The following is a 16,241-nucleotide window of genomic DNA, read 5'->3' on the forward strand; positions in this document are numbered from 1 at the left end:
CGTCAGTGCTGAGCCGCTCTCAACCGATCCAGACAGTCTTGATATTGCAGAACTCCCGAATTCCGTGTGCCGACAACTCCCGACCATAACCCGACCGTTTGATTCCACCGAAGGGCAGCTGCGGGTAAGAAGTGGTCATGCCGTTGATGAAGACTGCGCCGGCTTGCAAGTCAGCGATGAATCGACACTGCTCCGCGTCATCAGAAGTCCAGGCGTTTGAACCGAGGCCGAAGCTCGTGGCGTTGGCGACTTCAATTGCTTCGTCAATGTCTGCAACTCGGTAAAGACAGGCGACCGGGCCGAAGACCTCCTCTGAGTAGATGCGCATGCTCTCGTCGATGTCATCAAGCACCGTCGGCGGGTAGAACCAGCCAGGCCCGCTTTGACGCTGTCCACCCAACCGGACGTTCGCTCCGCGGGCCACCGCATCGGCAACGAGCTCCTCGAGGTCTTTGCGACCCTGTTCCGTCGCTACCGGTCCCACATCAGTCTGCGGATCTTTGGGGTCGCCCACACGCAGCGCCTCCATGCGAGAAACGAAGAGGCGGGTGAAGTCCTCATAAACGTCGCGGTGGACGATGAATCGCTTTGCAGCGATGCAGGACTGTCCGTTGTTCTGAGTGCGTGAGGTGACAGCGATCTCCGCAGCTTGGTTCAGATCGGCGGATGGCATCACGACGAACGGATCGCTGCCACCAAGCTCAAGGACGGTGTGTTTGACTTCGTCGGCACTGATGGCAGCAACAGAACGACCCGCCGGCTCGCTGCCCGTCAACGTGGCTGCCGCAACGCGCTCGTCGCGCAGAATCGACTCGACTTGCTGTGATGAGACCAGCAGGGTCTGAAACACTCCATCGGGGATTCCCCCACGACGCAGCACGTCTTCGAGATACAGCGCCGTCTGCGGCACATTGTACGCATGCTTCAGTAGTCCGACGTTGCCGGCCATGAGAGCCGGTGCGATGAACCGCATTGCCTGCCACAGGGGAAAGTTCCAGGGCATGACGGCAAGTACGACGCCGAGCGGCTCATAGCGCGCGAACGCCCGACTGGCCCCGACGGCCGGAGCGTCTGCAGGTTCGTCGGCGAGAAATTCCGCTGCGTTGTCGGCGTAGTACCGCATGGCTCGAGCGCATTTGGCGACTTCGGCTTCAGCAGCAGCAACAGTTTTTCCCATCTCGGTCGTCATCAGCTGCGCGGTGTCGACCGACTCCTCGTCAAGCAAGTCTGCGGCAGCGCGAACCCACCGCGCTCTCTCCGCGAAACTCGTCCTACGATAGTCTTCGACGGCGGCTGCCGCACGGGCCAGCTTGTGTTCGAGTTCGTCATCGCTCAGGTTGTCGAAAGTGCGTTCTGTCTCTCCAGTGGTTGGATTGATCGTAGCAATCGCCATGATGTCCTCTTCCTGTTTTCATAGTGTTGTGCAAATGGCGGCCAGCACTCGGCTGCGTCAGCGATGCTGGGCTCGGCTGCTGGCCCGTGCAGTCGACTACGGTGCTCAATATACTCCCACTGTCGTACAGCAACTCATGATCAATGAAACCAAGAACTCGCCGCTGCTTGACAGAGTTGTCCGGCCCGGCGGATCACTTGGCGTGCACGACCACCTCGGACGGGCACAGACCGGGGTCGGTGACGATGTTCGCATCAATCGCCCAGCGACTCGTTCTCGCTTCCTCGCGGTGTGCCAGGTGCCCCTACTTGACTTCGCTCTCGTTCGATCGCTGGACACCGCTATTCAACTATGGAATTGTTGATTGTGCAACAAATCGTGCAACAACCTGTGTACGAGACCCCCGACGGCTCAAGGATGATGCCGAGATAGGGCAGATTCATAAGATGCGACCGGGGTACCTGAATCCGCTAGGACGATTGTTCCGCAGAATTGCGCCTGGGTTTGGTTCTCACGGATCGCTGGTTCCAGTAAGCAACGAGGAGGCCCAGTTGTCGTGACCGATGTCGGAGCGCAAGGCCGACGTCAATCCGTGCGAACCACAATCCGGTGTGTTCGGCGTTCGCCGATCTAGACGGAGTCCTTTGCAGTCCAGCGCTCTCATGGGCAGCGTTCGACCAAATCCTAACGATGGCGTGAACCGCGCTGCGAAGTGCGAACGCAGGAAACGTCGGGCGACGGGGTGAGCGATTCCGAGACTGATCAGTCCAAAGGGGTGTGCCGATCCAGAGGCCTGCCGGGCCCGGAAGGATCCTCCCCCACAGATTCAAGGCGGCCCTGACGACACCGAAACGCCAGCTTGTGTCGCTACCGCCGCAGCTTCCTACTTGCACAACACATCACTTCCACCGCATCTCAAAGGAGAGAGAAGAATGAGCGACACACTCAAAGATTCCCACGGGGCAGAAGTCACCGTGGACCTCGACGAGGCTGGACAGGCCTATGTCATACGAGTCGACTCCGGCCAGGTCGCCGGCCGCGCCCATTTCATTGCCGGTCCCGACGCGACAGAGCGGATCTTCTACCACACGGTCATTGACGAAGAGTTCTCCGGCAGAGGTCTGTCCTCGACCCTGGTGGCCCAGGCACTGACAGATTCCCGGCAAAAAGGAATCACAGTGGTGCCGGTCTGCCCGCTGTTCGTCAAAAAGCTCCAACAGACCGGCGACGACTATCGCTCTGAGGGCGGCCAATTCCGCAACGCCACCACAACTGACTTCGACCTAGTCAAGAGGAACGCCTGAATGACCGCGGACTTCCCACCCAGCATCAGTGAAAGGGCAGCCACACTCATCTCGATCTTCACTCAGGCAGCTGCTTTAGGCCAAGGACGCGGAGCACTGCTGAGGATCGAGAGCTGAAGAAGAGCGCTGGTCGACAACAACTGGAATCAAAACTCGAGGAGTAGGAAATGAAGGTTATACGCAAAGGCCGAACATCGAAATCCGTCCAGCTCGGCGAGATTGATACGCCGAACGTCTCGTCCGAAGTCCTCGCTGCCGGCATCAATCCCGTCGATCTCGCAATCGCCGGTGGAAAGCTTCCGTTCCGGAAGCTCGACGCTAAGGCCACGCTCGGATTCGAGGGGGTCGCCCAGACAGCGGACGGAGACGTCGTGTATTTCTCTGCACCACGGCCTCCTGACGGGTCGTTCGCAGAACGAGTCTCACTCGACGGTGCAGAGACGGCATCAGTACCAGATGGACTTGACCCAGCCCTCGCGGCCGCAGTCGGAGTGCCGGGGATCGCGGCATGGTCGGCCCTGTTCGACGCCGGCAAGTTCGCCGCAGGCGATCGGGTACTCGTCCTCGGCGGAACAGGGACCGTGGGACGTATCGCCGCTCAGGCCGCCATCGCTGAAGGCGCGTCCCTGGTCGCTGGCACCGCCCGCAACGACGAGGGCATCGCGGATTTATCATCGATCGGTGTGGTGCCGGTCGACATCTCTTCGGCTTCGACGACCTCAACTCAGCTGCGTGAGGCCAGTGCCGACGGGTTCGATGTCGTGATCGACACCCTGTGGGGACCACCGCTGGCAGCCACGGTCGAACACCTGCGCACTGGTGCCAGAGTGGCGCAGGTGGGCAACTCTGCCGGAGCAGAAACAGAGTTGAGTGCCCCCGCCTTCCGCAATCGGGGGGTCACGTTCGCAGGACATTCGAACTTCCTGCTCACCGCCGAACAACGGCGAGTCGCCTACGAGAAGGTCGCCGAGTACGCATCTAACGGAAAGATCGACGTGCCATTGTCGACGATCGGCTTGGAAGAGTTTCCAGACTTCTGGGCACGAATGGCCGACGGAAACGCCCGAGGAAAGACCGTGCTCGTTCCTTAACGGAGCTCCTCCCGCCTCTAGCAATCACTTCTACTCTCACAACTCACATTTGAACGGACCGCCATGACATCTCCAGCTAGGCAACATGTTCAGCCGATCGGCACCACCGATCTCTCCGCCGGGTTCCTGACCCGTGAACTCAAAGAGGGAGTTTTCCTCCTGACGAACGGGAATTATCAAACCATCTTCTTCACCACCGGTGAAGGAATTGTGCTTCTCGACGCACCTTCGCCTCTGATGTCGTACATTCAGACCGCCATCTCCGACGTCACCGACGAGCGCCTCCGTACGTTGGTCTATTCCCACGGGCACACCGACCACATCGGCGGTGCCGCAGCCGTCGTCGGTTCCCAGCCTGATACTGCGATCGAGATCATCGCTGAAGCGGGCACGACCGAGTTCCTCGTAGCCAAGGACGATCCAGCTCGACCGCTGCCGACCTTCACCTACGAGAAGACCTTTGACGAGTACATCGGTGCCCGCCACGTCAGGCTCTTCCGTGACAATTTCCACTCCGCCGATGGCGACACTGTGCTCTACCTGCCGGACGAGAAGATCCTCGTCGCCATCGATCTCATGGCCCCAGGGTGGGTGCCGCTGCTGGACTTCGATATCACTGAGAACGTCTTCTCATATATGCGGGCATTCGATCGTTTTCTCGCTTTCGACTTCGACTACTTCCTCAGCGGGCACACGGCTGACGCGGCAGTGCGCTCCGATGTCGAGCTCACCCGCGACTACGTTATGGACATCTACAGGACCGTCAAACGCCTGCACGACAGCATCAACGAGAAGGAGCTGCTCTCTGAACACCGTGACAGCGAGCAGGAGGGAATCAAACGCATTATCGATACGGTCACTCGCCAAGCCGCCGACGAGATCATCGACCGGTGGAAGGACAGAACGATGAGAGGGACCGAGTTGTGGACTGAGAGCCACGCTCGCGCGATGGTCCTCTATGTCCGCTGGTCCGACTGAACCCGGGTCCCGCTGCTACTAACGAAACAGGAGATTGAAATGTCAACTGTCACCTTCGACTACCAGGGAGCCGTCGTCATCATCACCGGCGGGTCATCCGGAATTGGTCGTGCTATCGCCGAGGCCTACGGTCAGGCTGGAGCCAACGTCGTCATCGCGAGTCGCAATGAGGCTGACGGCGACGAAGTCGCCGCTCTCGTCAACGAAGCGGGGGGACGTGCTTTTCACCACCTAACTGATGTCAGCGATCCGGCAGACGTCGAATCACTGGTCAACACGACCGTCAGCGAGTACGGTCGCCTTGATATCGCCGTCAACAACGCGGGAACTCTGCCTCCCACTGCCGATCTCATCGACCAGAGCATCGACGACTGGAACAAAGCGGTCGCGGTCGATCTCAGCGGAGTGTTCCATTCGCTCAAGTACGAAATCTCTGCGATGCTCAAGACCGGCGGAGGCAGCATCGTCAACACCTCCTCGGTCGCCGGTCTCATCGCTGACCCCGGAATGTCGCCGTACGCCGCATCCAAGCACGGAGTGCTCGGCCTGACGAAAGCAGCGGCCCTCGACTACGCCAAGAAGAACATCCGCGTCAACGCCATCGCACCAGGCCTCGTACAAACCGCAATGATCGAAGACTGGCTCAACGACCCTGAGATGAGGGAGACGGTTCTGGGCTACTCCCCGCAAGGGCGGGTCGCCGAACCGCGGGAAATCGCTGACACTGTCCTCTATCTCACCTCGGATTCCGCGTCCTTCATCAATGGCACGGTGCTCGCGATCGATGGCGGACAGACGGCCCACTGATCGTCCAAGTCCGGCCGATCATGCCCTGCGCCTCTGCCCCTGTCCGCTGGTCGTGCGGCACCGCGCCGGCAGTTCAACTGCGCGGTGCCGAGCCCCTGAACGAGCTCGCGCTCCCAGACTCAGCTCGCGACTTGCTCACAGAGTGCTCACTGCCGTTCAGCATCCACGACACATAGCGGGGAACCAACCGAATGTGGAGTCAGCTGCTGGCCGACGAGAACAACAGACGTCGCTGAACTCCCTCCGAGGATCTTGTCACGCCCGAGGCAGCAGCGCCTGACCTTTCTCACTTCGATAGGCTCAACAGCTCCCGCAGTACCGGCACATGCACAGCGTTGTCGTTGCAGTCGCGGATATGGGCCTGGAGCAGGTTGATTAGCTCAGAAGGATTCATCACAGCCACCGGAGCGTATGTGTCATCAATGCGACGGTGATGCGGAGTGTTGGCCATCTCCACGGTCGGGCGCTGCAACTTCCCTGTCGTCGAGTGCATCACCACCACACCCCTCATGGCCACCCCGGGGAAGCGCCTCTGCATCTCCGAAAGGGCGTAGCCCAGTTTGAAAGTCTCGAGCTGTTCGCCGTCGCGGTACAGGTCCGCGTTGTCGAACCAGTACTGGCCATCCTTCATGTACTTCGAATCAATCAGCATGAGGACATTGCCGACAAGCAGAGCGTGGTCGATGTCCGCATGATCCTTACCAGGCCACGACAAGCCATGAACAACTCGAGCGGAGGGGCACAGTTCAAGTGCCGCCTTGCGAAGAACCGCCGCCGTGCGCTCTTCTCCGATCTTCCCCAGTTCCGCTCGATTGCCGAAGCGAGCGGCGCTGAGGCCCTGTCCGGGGACACCGAATTCCTGGACCCGCAGATGCTGTGGCCGCAGGTAGTCCGTCGCCAGCGGAACGCGTGGTGGTCGATTGCCCTTAATCTTGAGGATCACATAGGGCAGAGCCGCGGCGATGAGAAAGAAGATCACCGTGCCCACAATCCGGGGCATGAATTCCGTGACCGACCCGCCAGCGTCGCCTCCCACACTTTGGCGGAAGGAAGTGGCAGCCCACATGCCCACGAGTTGGAACAGAATCAGGAGTAGCCCCAAGCTCCCCACGACGATTGCCCATATCTTGGTCCAGCGAGGAGTGTTCTGCTTCACCATCGGAGGGTGCTCTGGCGGCAGGAAATGCGGTTCGGGGAAGCCGGGCGTGGGCAGGGACGGAATGTCCTCCATCGGAGCGGGACCGCGGCGCTCGGTCCGTGGCGGAGCTTCCGACTTCGGGGATTCCTGCCGTGGAGGAGGAGTGCTGTCCGTCTCGGGGGCGGGACGGCCTGCGTCGTAGTCCGCCCTTTTCCGAGGGTCGCTGAGGACCTCGTATGCGTGCTGGATGGCCCGAAACATGCCCACGGTTCCACCTGAGTCAGGGTGCGCGGTTCGCAAGAGCTTGCGATGGGCTTTCCGAATCTCGTCTTGGGATGCGCTCGGGTCCACGCCCAGGGTTTCGTAAAGGGTGATACCAGCAGTGTGGGCCATGGGTTTCCTGATCTGCAGCTCGAGCGGACGACGTCTCTTGGCATTCTACAAATTTCTGAGCAATGCAACCGGTGGTCGCACACAAGCCAAGACCGGCTGTAGATGCTGGGTTCGAAGTCGCACGGACGCGAACTCACCATTTGCGGAGTCACCAGTCCTGCTTCAGTCTCTTCTCAACGCACCACAGATCTGAGCAACAGCGATGCTGACAACCTTGTCATAGTGACCCCACCACGCTGGCACTGGCCGAGCGCGAGGATCGTGCCGGGCCCATTGCATTCCTCATGAGTTCGACCCGAGACTCGATACGAAAGGCACTATTGTGCGCTCAACGAGCGATCGACGTTCTGATTGAGGCAACATGAGGCACTGCATAGTGACTCCGTCGATCATAGCGAAGAGCTGCGAGGCCGCGTGGCTCGAGAGGTTTTGGTCGATGAACCATCGACGAAGTTCTTCATCGAGCTGAGCCGAGGCAGCAGCCAGCTCGGCATCGCCGGCTGAGAGCGCGGCGTAGGCGAGCCAGACACGGGCGCGGCGGTCGCGTTGATCGTCCAAAGGGAGCCACTGCTGCACGAAGTCCATCAGCGTGGCGGGCTGTGCGGCCACCACATCTGCGAGGAACTGTTCTCCCGCGTATTCGAAGCCTGCGCGCACCAATTCGCTCTTCGTGCGGTAGTAATACTGCACTTGCGCCGGCGATACGGCCGCCGCTGCGGCGACACTGCGGACGCTTAGAGCTCCGATTCCTTGCTCGGCGAGCACAGTCAGCACGCCGTCGAGTAGGCGGGGGACGGTCATCAGTCTTGCTGTCCTCTCGCCACGATCATCGACCATCCGGTCGCGACGATCTCGATCACGCCGAGCACCGCGATCACCAGGCCGGCTTGGCGTAAACCGATAACCGGGGTTTCGACGTCAAGGAAAACGAAGAACATTACCAGGCCCCCGATGATCATGACTGCACCGACAATAAATGCCCATACGTGCTTACTCACAGCATCTCCAATCTCTGTACGATCGTACCGTACGACTGTATGGCCGGATGGGATGTCGGTCAAGTCAGACTCTCGCCCCTATCGCGGAAGGGTCGGGCTGGCTCTGCCGAGCGGGTCATGAACCCAGCCGGTGAAGCAACGTCAGTCGTGCGGGGTGCTCACCGACACGAGGGATCCTGGTCAACCCATCGACCGGAAAAGGAAGCTTGATACGACGGCTCGTGGTCACGGAGGACATCACGCTGGGCTGGATGATCAAACATGGTGACACCAGCTTCGACCCGGCCACGGATTTCGAGCCAGAACAAGAGTGCGCCGAGGTCACCAGATTAAATCCGCGACTACACCCTCAAATGCGATGAGCCAGCAAAGCAGAGCCTGACTACGGATGCGGCTGGAAGAATGACACCGCCAAACAATTGGCGGACCGCCTTCCAAGCGATGAAGACCTGCGGCGTCACGGTCGAGACAACGAATGACAACCGCCAGGTGGCGGCTTGGTAGAGATCATCCCGCTCCTGCTCGGCTTCGCGGGCGCAGTGCTCACCGTTCCGCCGAAGTTTGCGGGGGGCCATCCAGCGTGTGGTGCGACGCAAGGTCGGCCAGCTCATCCAGAAGAACAAGAAGTGAGGCGTCTGATGAAGACCACGAAGATCACCCCCGCCACGGCGGGCCTGGCGCTGTCAGCCCTCGCCCTGACCGCCTGCGTGGTCGAGCGCGTGCCCACTGATGCGCAAGGTCAGCAGCCCCAGGCGACCTGGGCACCGTCGACCGAGCGGGAGACTCCGACCAAGGAGTCCAGCGAAGAGAACGCCGTGGAGGGCAGCCAGAAAGAGTCGGCGGGCGAGACGGTCGATCACGGCGTCGACGACGGGCAGGTGCAGTACGACCGTGGATCCAGGCGTTCAGCCCGGAACTCGAACGGTGGGTCGTCGGTCAGGAGGCCGGCGAGGTGCCGTACTCGCTGCACGACTGCCTCGGACAGACCCAGTCTGAGGGCGTCGCGACTCTCGAGCACCAGGACGGCGGCGAGGACACTTCGTTTAAGGCGACCTGGATCGGCGCGTCGCCGATCGAGAACGTCGCCGCCGAGTCGATCTTGCTCGAGATCACCGACGATACCCTGAAGAATTTCAGCGAGGTCGCAACCTCCCGCACGGACATCGAGACGGGGAGCTTCACCCGCATGTGCGCCGACGCCGGCGAGACCGCGGCTGACTTCATCTTCTGACACACCGAGAGTCGATCGCTGATGCTCGAGCACGATGTGGAAGCCCATCTCCTGGACAGGTGCCGGCAGATGGGCTTCCTCTGCATGAAATTCACCTCGCCCGGCCGAGCCGGCGTCCCCGACCGCGTCGTCGTCACGCCGATGGGCACCGTGTTCATCGAGACGAAGCGACCCGGTGGGAGACTCAGTCGGCTGCAGGAGGAGATCATCGAGAAGATGCGACGGGCCGGTGCCGAGGTCCACGTCGTCGACACCGTGGCAGGCGTCGACGAGCTGGTCGAGCACCTTGCCACGAGGTAGTTCAGTGCTATGTCCATCGGGGTCTACTACATCCATCATGCAAACCCGCCCGAGATAGTGCCCGTAGGCCGAATCCCAATGGTCACGGGACGCTCCAAGTACCATGTACCCCATGGACAAGCGGTATCAGGTATTCATCAGTTCGACGTTCGTCGACCTCATCGACGAACGTCGAGAGGTAATGCAGGCACTGCTTGAGATGGACTGTATGCCTGCGGGGATGGAACTCTTTCCCGCAGGCAACGATGATCAGTGGACGTTGATCAAGGGTGTTATCGAGCAGAGCGATTATTACCTTGTGGTCCTCGGTGGTCGCTACGGCTCCGTCACGGAAGAGGGTGTCAGTTACACCGAGAAGGAGTACGACTACGCAATCGAGCTCGGGATACCCGTGATGGGCTTCGTGCCAGCCGACGTGGACGGGATTCCCATCGGCAAGACCGACAAGAACGACGGGGCGGCGCAGAAGCTCGACGAGTTCCGCGCCAAGGTCCAGAATCGCATGACCAAAGAGTGGAAGAACGCTGAGGACCTCGGGTCGAAGGTGACTCGCGGCCTATTGCACCTGATCAAGAATAATCCGCGGCCCGGCTGGGTGCGAGGCGACCAAGCGATGACCTCGGAGACGAAGGTCCAGATCGCAGAGTTCGAAGCGAAGATCGCCAAGCTAGAGAAGCAGGAGATCGAGACTGGAAAAATCGCGGCTTCGGAGATCGACAGCAGCTTTGCCCACGGCCAGGAAGAGGTCGAGGTTGCCCTGGTACACAAGGGCTACAGCAGCAGCCACCGACGGATCGAAGAGCTCGGTGATCTCAAGTACACGTGGGACGAGATCATGGAGGTTCTTGGGCCGTTCATGATCGACGAGGCCCCTGAACCCTCCCTGCGACGCACCTTTAACAGTCACATGCTCAGTGAGATCCAGGCTGACCCTGAAGGATGGACAGACGCCATGTCCAACGAGTCTGTGGAGATCTCGGACAAGTCGTGGGGTTCAATCATCGTCCAGCTGCGGGCACTGCGCCTCATCACGACCGGAACGAAGAAGCGGACGGTGAGCGACAAGGCGGTGTACTGGAAGCTGACGCCGGCGGGTGACGACTACCTGGTCGCGCTTCGGGCCGTGCCGAGCAGTGCTCGCGCTCACGACTGAGACGCTTCGTCTACTCGCGGACTCGTTCAATAAACGGTCTGATACTGAACGCCGAGACGACCTCGGCTTGAGTGCAGGTTTCTGCGCGTTAGTTGTTCACAAACCCGTTCAACAACCTATGGGCTCGACACCAGTAGATGAACACGTTTGATGAACGGAGACGACCGTGGCACTGGTGGGCCTGGTGCGGGTGAGCACCAAGAAACAGGAGACCGAGCGCCAGTACGACGCCCTCGACCCGATCTGCGTGAGGGTCTTCGAGGAGAAGGTCAGCGGGAAGCTCTCGGTCGACCTTCGACCGGGACTGCAGGCGGCGATCGGCTACCTGCGCGAGGGCGACATGCTCACGGTGCAGGAGGTCGACCGGCTCGGCAGGAATCTCCTGGAGGGGCTCATCGCCCTCAACGACCTCTTCGAGCGCGGCATCGCGGTCAAGGTGCTCGAGGGCATCGCCTCCGGCGAGCACACGGAGCGCAGCTTCGTGCTCGACATGGCGCTGGCCCTGGCCGAGGACCGTCGCCGCGACATCGTGCGTAAGACACGGAACGGCCTCGAGGCGGCGAGAAAGAGAGGCCGGGTCGGCGGTCGCCCACGGGTGATCGATGACGACAAGCGCGCGGCCATCCTCGCCCGGCGCGACAAGGGCGAGTCGATCCGCGAGATCGCGTCGGGGGTAGGCGTCTCCGTGGGCGCGGTGCATGGGGCGCTGTCCGAGCACAGCACTCTCGAAGCCGTCGAGCAGGAGGCTTGAGGCAGGTCATGACTGCAGATCTCTTCCTCTCGTACGCTTGGACGTCAGATCAGCACCGGCAGTGGGTCCGCTTGCTCGCGGCACACTTGAAAGCGTTAGGGTACGACGTGCTGGTCGACGCCGATGTCGGCTACGGTGACAGCCTCAACGGGTTTATGCGGCGAGTTGTGGACTCCGACCACGTGCTCATGATCGTCGACGACAACTATGTGGCACGGCGGATAACCTCCCCGAATCCGGCGTCGGAACCGAGAACCGCTGGCTGCGCGAAGCGCATCCCTCGCGGCCGACGACTTGGCTCTCGGTCCTGTTCAAGGACAACCTCGACCATACGACACCGTCTTGGTTGGACGAACACAAGCCCAAGGGGTTCTCGTTCAACCATGACTCGGCGAACACGGACGACTTCCCGGGGTCGGAGCAGGTGGACGAACTCTGGCGCTGGCTCGAGGGCCTGCCCGCGAACAAGGACGCGGCTACGCCCATCTCCGTCCTGCGCGAGCGGTCCGCCCGGCTCGAGTGCCACGAACTGAGGAATGACCCGTCGCACTGGCGCAGTCCTGCGCTGGAAGGCAGTGAACGATTCATGTTCGAGGACGCCCCCTCGACGACGTTCCGGTGGGGGCACGGAGAGGCTGAGAATGCTCTCATGATCTCAGGTTGTGGGCACGATTCCGTCTACGTACTTCGGGACCCGATAAAAGCCGTCGGCGTGGTGCGGGAGGACAGCATCTCCGATTCGGCGCTCGAGAGCCAGCTCGCCCGGGGTCTCTACGTCGTGGCACACGCAGGACAGCGAGTCGTACTGATGAATCAGCACGGGATGCTCAGCGTCGTCGACCTCCTCGCCGTTCAACGAGAGGTCAACGGCGAGTCGTACGTCGCGCCGTACGTCGACATTCGCTGGCGCGTGGTCTCGAACTCGTAACGCTGAGCGAGACCTAGGAGGATTGCTCCATGACCGGCGACCTCTTCGCCATCAACGCGATCAATGTGGCGCGCGCCGCCGTGCGCGAGGCCGAGAGCGAGCTGCCCATGGACGCCCCGGTCGAGGTCACGGTCGGCAGTCGGACGAACGGCTACGAGCGGCTCTTCATCAGAGCCAGCCGGCGGGACGGCCCCGCCGTGGAGATTGACGTCGACGACGCGGCCGTGCGCGCCTGCCACGAAGAGGACGACCACGCGACCTGCCGCAAGATGGTCGACGAGCTGATCGACAAGCTGGCCGACGAGATCAGGACGGCCATGAACTCAGCGCTGGAGAGAGGCGATGACCAATGACCGATGCAACTCCTGGCGCGGGCTCGGGTGCCAGTCCGGGGCCAACGACGGAACCGGTCCAGTTCGAGGATGACGGGGAATCCCGTCACTTCGGCCCGTGGAACTCGTTCCAGTTCGAGCCGACGCTGACGCACGACGACTGCCTCGAGCTCGCTGCCCATGAGGAGAAGATCGGCTACCGGATGCTGTTCCGGCGAACGGACTGCTCGCTCGAGGAGATCCAGGAGCGCCTCGTCGACGAGGGACCCAGCTTCTTCTTGAACTTGACCTGGATCAAGGAAGATATCTCTCCCAAGGAGCCCCCCAAAGACCGCTGAGCAACGGATGTCGGACCGAATTGGGAAGCTCGCGCCGACCTCAGAGCTCCTCATCACCGATCCTTTCCTCTTCACCGGCTCCCGGAAGAGCGATTGTCACGCCTACGCCGCGTCGGTCGCGAAGATGATCGCGCCGGCGCTGGCGGACGGCCTGCACATCACGGCGGTTGTGAGCTCTTCACAGAACAATGGGACGGTACGGACTGCCGTCCTCGATCAGTTGCATGCTCAAGGCCAGAAACTCGAGGTCACTGTGGTCGAGTCGAATGACTTCCACGACCGGTTCTGGATTGCGGACCGGGCAAGGGGACTCGTCATCGGAACATCGCTCAACAAGATCGGCTGTCGGATCTTCTTCGTCGACGAGCTCAGCGGATCGGACGTGAAGGCTGTCCTTGCGGAAGCGGACCCGTTCATCGCTCGGCAGCGATAGAGAGGGACACTCCCCAACTAGGGGATCGGCTGGATCCTCGTTGGCGTCACTGCTCGCTAGTGGAAGCGCTGCCGGACGCTCACTTCTCCAGGAGCCTGTCACGCTGCACGGCGTCGACAACGTCATGACACGCAACATCGCTCGTCCCAACAAGTCAGTCTCGGTTGGGGCCCAGCGAGACAGAGTTACGAGACTGAGGCCCCCGCATGAGCGCGGGAGCCTCAGTCTCGTCCCGAGAAGGAGATCTCTCCGACACCAGGAATCTCCTATCCCGTTTGACAGCATGTCCGCTTCGACTCCGCATTCTGCATACAAAACATGGACACGCTGAATCGAGGAGATTTGATTAGAGTGGGGCCAGGCGTGTTAGGCGTGTTCGAGTTCCATTTCATTGGTCTCGTCAGCGAGAGGGTTAGAGGCAACAAAGGTCTGTCGGAGTTCGCCGAGGCCCTCGATCGTGCTAACTAGCTCGTCTCCAGCGACTAGGAACTCTTTTGGATCACGTCCAAAGCCGACGCCATCCGGCGTTCCAGTGAATATGAGATCTCCAGGACGGAGTTCAACAACAGTCGACAGATGTTCTACTAGATAAGGAAGGTCGAAGACCAAGTTCTTAGTCGTTCCACTTTGGAGGACCTGGTCTTGTCGCGAGCATGTCATAGTCAAGTTTCCTGGGTTCGAAATATCGTCTGCGGTTGTCATCCAAGGGCCAACTGGCGTAAACCCTTCGTATGATTTGCCTAGGGAGAATTGTGACGCTGTACCTCCCGCGAACTGCAGTTTTCGGTCGGATAGATCTTGGCCGATCATGTAACCCGCTATATGTTCCAGGGCCTCGTAGCGAGAGATGTTGCGGCCACCTGCACCGATGACAGCCACAAGTTCTACTTCCCAGTCCACCTGGTCAGAGGGCATTCGTACACGCCCAGTCGGGCCAGATAGCGAGGAAGCGAATTTGGTAAAGACGGCTGGAACTTCTGGAAGGTCGATGTTGACTTCAGTTGCGTGATCGGCGTAGTTCATGCCGATCGCGAAGATTTGCGCAGGGTTTGGGATCGGAGTCATCAGGTCTGGGAGTGTGATTGGTATTGTGAAAGCTGAGTCTTTGAGTGAAGCTTCCCACGCCACGACTTCGGGAATTCGCGCGGTTAGGTCAATTGCTGCAGGAGGAAATTGGCCGCTGCTTGACTCGGCGATGTCAACACCGAAGAGTCCCTCGTGAGTTCCTCGGACGGCGATAGCGCGTCCGTTGAGATTTGCGATTCGCATCTTGTTTCCTTGGTCTAAAGGTGAGTGGTTCGTGGTCTATTTGCCCATCGAGTCTTGGAGGCTTCTGAGGTGGTAGAGCGAGGTGCTGGTATTGATCTCGACCATGTCGTAGGTGATGATCTGATCGGGTTCGACGTCGCACTTGAGCTTTGCGTCTGTGAGCAGCGCCAGTGGAACGATGTTTTCTGATTTACAAGTCTCAAAATCGTCGACTAGGGAGTAAACGGTTGACCCACCGGCTCCGTCGATGGTGTCTCCCGCTGACATAGGAATCTTTGTCGCTGCAAATACCTCTGAGACAAGGCCCTGTTTGGGGTAGACAGTCGGTTCGCCGAATTCGACAGCCTGGACGATCGAGAGTGGAATTTCGTTCGATACCAAATGGTATGGGGTGTGCATCACGTAGTAGCCATCGCTGCCGTAGACGTCGAGGTAGTCCAAGTCGGCGCGGATCTGTTCATTGTCGGTGTAGATGACCATGAAGACTCCAGGTGTCACGGAGCGGAAGAAGTCGATTGTACCGTCGTCGTTTTTCAGTGGGCGGGCGTAGTCAATGACTCCGGTCGAGTTCAGCTCTCCGCCAACAGACTTTGGACGGAAGAAGCGTGAGATCTCTTCGACTCCAGCAATGGGACCGTGCATTCCACGAACGTCTGCGCGCATCCCAGTGTAATTTGATACAGCAGCCATCTCGATCATGGTCTTGGTCGCGTCTCTGAAGGTTACGAGGAAATGTGGGTTGATCCCCATTCGTTCAGCGTCAGCGCGTACCGAGTCGACAGTTGCGTATCTGTCGTACTCCCCAATACTCGAAGGTGACTTGCCTGTGGCGACGATTTCGAATCCAAGTCCTGCGTATCGGTCGTAGAGTTCTGCGATGAGGCCAGGTTCATCGCCGGAGGACACTGTGTAGACCACACCTTTGTTGGCCGCAATGGAACTGAGGATGGATCCGACGACAACATCAGTTTCTACGTTGAGCATGACGATGTGCTTGTCGTTGAGGATGGCTTCCAATGCCACTTGTGCGCCCACTTCAGGGTTCCCTGTCGCTTCAACGACGACATCGATGTCGAGAGCGAGGAGCAGTCGCCAGTCGGCGGTGGAGATGCGCTTGCCAGCGGCGATCGCGGCTTCGGCATCGTCTCGACTCGTTGCCAGTTCAATATCGGATTCCGGAACTTCTGATTTCACGAATGCTTCAGTTGCACGCTCGGGTGCGATATCCGCGATGGCCGTGACTTCCATTCCTGACATCTTTCCGATTTGGCAGATGGCTCCGGTTCCCATCCGTCCGGATCCGACGAAGCCCACTCGAATGGGTCGTCCCGCGGAGGCGCGTGTGTCCAGTGCGGTTTTGATGAGTCGTGACATAGTTATTCTCCTTACAATTTGAGATAGATT

The 16,241-nt window shown here is 60.1% G+C and carries 18 protein-coding genes and 2 pseudogenes; 13 read left to right on the top strand and 7 right to left on the bottom strand.

What is annotated here, in order from left to right:
- Nucleotides 1-19: 19 nt before the first annotated feature.
- Entirely contained in the window at nucleotides 20-1,393 is a 1,374-nt protein-coding gene (locus D3I60_RS17135; RefSeq protein WP_262777886.1) for an NADP-dependent succinic semialdehyde dehydrogenase, read from the bottom strand.
- 932 nt (nucleotides 1,394-2,325) lie between these two features.
- Here D3I60_RS17135 and D3I60_RS17140 point away from each other — a divergent pair.
- The 4 genes from D3I60_RS17140 to D3I60_RS17155 all read left to right on the top strand — a co-directional run bounded on the left by D3I60_RS17140 (nucleotide 2,326) and on the right by D3I60_RS17155 (nucleotide 5,573).
- Nucleotides 2,326-2,697, top strand: coding sequence for a GNAT family N-acetyltransferase (locus D3I60_RS17140; RefSeq protein WP_262777888.1), 372 nt, complete (start codon nucleotides 2,326-2,328; stop codon nucleotides 2,695-2,697).
- 167 nt (nucleotides 2,698-2,864) lie between these two features.
- Complete coding sequence (locus D3I60_RS17145) at nucleotides 2,865-3,788, top strand: quinone oxidoreductase family protein (protein WP_262777890.1); 924 nt, start codon at nucleotides 2,865-2,867, stop codon at nucleotides 3,786-3,788.
- Nucleotides 3,789-3,851: 63 nt separating this feature from the next.
- Nucleotides 3,852-4,766: an MBL fold metallo-hydrolase gene (locus D3I60_RS17150; RefSeq protein WP_262777892.1), complete on the top strand. Its 915-nt coding sequence runs from the start codon at nucleotides 3,852-3,854 to the stop codon at nucleotides 4,764-4,766.
- A 39-nt stretch (nucleotides 4,767-4,805) separates the two neighbouring features.
- The gene (locus D3I60_RS17155; RefSeq protein WP_262777894.1) at nucleotides 4,806-5,573 is read left to right on the top strand and encodes an SDR family NAD(P)-dependent oxidoreductase; all 768 of its coding nucleotides are present in this window, start codon (nucleotides 4,806-4,808) and stop codon (nucleotides 5,571-5,573) included.
- 286 nt (nucleotides 5,574-5,859) lie between these two features.
- Here D3I60_RS17155 and D3I60_RS17160 read toward each other — a convergent pair whose 3' ends face one another.
- The 4 genes and pseudogenes from D3I60_RS17160 to D3I60_RS17170 all read right to left on the bottom strand — a co-directional run bounded on the left by D3I60_RS17160 (nucleotide 5,860) and on the right by D3I60_RS17170 (nucleotide 8,102).
- Nucleotides 5,860-6,804 (bottom strand): nuclease-related domain-containing protein, encoded by a 945-nt coding sequence (locus D3I60_RS17160; RefSeq protein ID WP_262777895.1) that lies wholly within the window; start codon nucleotides 6,802-6,804, stop codon nucleotides 5,860-5,862.
- Between the two features lie 114 nt (nucleotides 6,805-6,918).
- Nucleotides 6,919-7,104, bottom strand: a pseudogene (locus D3I60_RS19405) (J domain-containing protein); the annotation flags it as partial.
- A 282-nt stretch (nucleotides 7,105-7,386) separates the two neighbouring features.
- On the bottom strand, nucleotides 7,387-7,905 hold the full coding sequence (locus D3I60_RS17165; protein WP_262777897.1) for a TetR family transcriptional regulator C-terminal domain-containing protein: 519 nt from the start codon (nucleotides 7,903-7,905) through the stop codon (nucleotides 7,387-7,389).
- On the bottom strand, nucleotides 7,905-8,102 hold the full coding sequence (locus tag D3I60_RS17170) for a hypothetical protein (RefSeq protein ID WP_262777899.1): 198 nt from the start codon (nucleotides 8,100-8,102) through the stop codon (nucleotides 7,905-7,907). Before D3I60_RS17170 ends, D3I60_RS17165 begins: the two co-directional genes overlap by 1 nt.
- Before the next feature lie 952 nt (nucleotides 8,103-9,054).
- Between D3I60_RS17170 and D3I60_RS17175 the strand changes: the two genes are divergently transcribed.
- The 9 genes and pseudogenes from D3I60_RS17175 to D3I60_RS17210 all read left to right on the top strand — a co-directional run bounded on the left by D3I60_RS17175 (nucleotide 9,055) and on the right by D3I60_RS17210 (nucleotide 13,568).
- A complete protein-coding gene (locus D3I60_RS17175) occupies nucleotides 9,055-9,333 on the top strand; it encodes a hypothetical protein (protein WP_262777901.1) in 279 nt (92 codons plus the stop codon).
- Nucleotides 9,334-9,354: 21 nt separating this feature from the next.
- A complete protein-coding gene (locus tag D3I60_RS17180) occupies nucleotides 9,355-9,633 on the top strand; it encodes a VRR-NUC domain-containing protein (RefSeq protein WP_262777903.1) in 279 nt (92 codons plus the stop codon).
- Between the two features lie 112 nt (nucleotides 9,634-9,745).
- Nucleotides 9,746-10,786: a DUF4062 domain-containing protein gene (locus tag D3I60_RS17185; RefSeq protein ID WP_262777904.1), complete on the top strand. Its 1,041-nt coding sequence runs from the start codon at nucleotides 9,746-9,748 to the stop codon at nucleotides 10,784-10,786.
- 175 nt (nucleotides 10,787-10,961) lie between these two features.
- Nucleotides 10,962-11,537 (top strand): recombinase family protein, encoded by a 576-nt coding sequence (locus tag D3I60_RS17190; RefSeq protein WP_262778020.1) that lies wholly within the window; start codon nucleotides 10,962-10,964, stop codon nucleotides 11,535-11,537.
- Nucleotides 11,538-11,545: 8 nt separating this feature from the next.
- A pseudogene (locus D3I60_RS19410) lies at nucleotides 11,546-11,743 on the top strand (toll/interleukin-1 receptor domain-containing protein); the annotation flags it as partial.
- A 140-nt stretch (nucleotides 11,744-11,883) separates the two neighbouring features.
- Complete coding sequence (locus D3I60_RS17195; protein ID WP_262777905.1) at nucleotides 11,884-12,465, top strand: hypothetical protein; 582 nt, start codon at nucleotides 11,884-11,886, stop codon at nucleotides 12,463-12,465.
- Nucleotides 12,466-12,494: 29 nt separating this feature from the next.
- Nucleotides 12,495-12,818, top strand: coding sequence for a hypothetical protein (locus D3I60_RS17200; RefSeq protein ID WP_262777907.1), 324 nt, complete (start codon nucleotides 12,495-12,497; stop codon nucleotides 12,816-12,818).
- Nucleotides 12,815-13,135, top strand: a complete 321-nt coding sequence (locus D3I60_RS17205) for a hypothetical protein (protein ID WP_262777909.1) — start codon at nucleotides 12,815-12,817, stop codon at nucleotides 13,133-13,135. Before D3I60_RS17200 ends, D3I60_RS17205 begins: the two co-directional genes overlap by 4 nt.
- Nucleotides 13,136-13,142: 7 nt before the next feature.
- Entirely contained in the window at nucleotides 13,143-13,568 is a 426-nt protein-coding gene (locus tag D3I60_RS17210) for a hypothetical protein (protein ID WP_262777911.1), read from the top strand.
- Nucleotides 13,569-13,934: 366 nt separating this feature from the next.
- On the opposite strand, the gene D3I60_RS17215 is transcribed toward D3I60_RS17210, so the two are convergent.
- Nucleotides 13,935-14,837 (bottom strand): fumarylacetoacetate hydrolase family protein, encoded by a 903-nt coding sequence (locus tag D3I60_RS17215; protein WP_262777913.1) that lies wholly within the window; start codon nucleotides 14,835-14,837, stop codon nucleotides 13,935-13,937.
- Between the two features lie 36 nt (nucleotides 14,838-14,873).
- Nucleotides 14,874-16,211 carry an NAD(P)H-dependent oxidoreductase gene (locus tag D3I60_RS17220; RefSeq protein WP_262777915.1) on the bottom strand — a complete coding sequence of 446 codons (1,338 nt, stop codon included), beginning with the start codon at nucleotides 16,209-16,211 and terminating at the stop codon, nucleotides 14,874-14,876.
- Nucleotides 16,212-16,241 lie beyond the last annotated feature (30 nt).

The sequence above is a fragment of the Brevibacterium permense genome (assembly GCF_025506275.1).
Taxonomy (GTDB): domain Bacteria; phylum Actinomycetota; class Actinomycetes; order Actinomycetales; family Brevibacteriaceae; genus Brevibacterium; species Brevibacterium permense_A.

Coding starts and splice junctions, on each gene's coding strand:
- D3I60_RS17135 (WP_262777886.1), bottom strand. CDS start 1,393: ATGGCGATTGCTACGATCAATCCAACCACTGGAGAGACAGAACGCACT.
- D3I60_RS17140 (WP_262777888.1), top strand. CDS start 2,326: ATGAGCGACACACTCAAAGATTCCCACGGGGCAGAAGTCACCGTGGAC.
- D3I60_RS17145 (WP_262777890.1), top strand. CDS start 2,865: ATGAAGGTTATACGCAAAGGCCGAACATCGAAATCCGTCCAGCTCGGC.
- D3I60_RS17150 (WP_262777892.1), top strand. CDS start 3,852: ATGACATCTCCAGCTAGGCAACATGTTCAGCCGATCGGCACCACCGAT.
- D3I60_RS17155 (WP_262777894.1), top strand. CDS start 4,806: ATGTCAACTGTCACCTTCGACTACCAGGGAGCCGTCGTCATCATCACC.
- D3I60_RS17160 (WP_262777895.1), bottom strand. CDS start 6,804: ATGGAGGACATTCCGTCCCTGCCCACGCCCGGCTTCCCCGAACCGCAT.
- D3I60_RS17165 (WP_262777897.1), bottom strand. CDS start 7,905: ATGACCGTCCCCCGCCTACTCGACGGCGTGCTGACTGTGCTCGCCGAG.
- D3I60_RS17180 (WP_262777903.1), top strand. CDS start 9,355: ATGCTCGAGCACGATGTGGAAGCCCATCTCCTGGACAGGTGCCGGCAG.
- D3I60_RS17185 (WP_262777904.1), top strand. CDS start 9,746: ATGGACAAGCGGTATCAGGTATTCATCAGTTCGACGTTCGTCGACCTC.
- D3I60_RS17200 (WP_262777907.1), top strand. CDS start 12,495: ATGACCGGCGACCTCTTCGCCATCAACGCGATCAATGTGGCGCGCGCC.
- D3I60_RS17205 (WP_262777909.1), top strand. CDS start 12,815: ATGACCGATGCAACTCCTGGCGCGGGCTCGGGTGCCAGTCCGGGGCCA.
- D3I60_RS17210 (WP_262777911.1), top strand. CDS start 13,143: ATGTCGGACCGAATTGGGAAGCTCGCGCCGACCTCAGAGCTCCTCATC.
- D3I60_RS17215 (WP_262777913.1), bottom strand. CDS start 14,837: ATGCGAATCGCAAATCTCAACGGACGCGCTATCGCCGTCCGAGGAACT.
- D3I60_RS17220 (WP_262777915.1), bottom strand. CDS start 16,211: ATGTCACGACTCATCAAAACCGCACTGGACACACGCGCCTCCGCGGGA.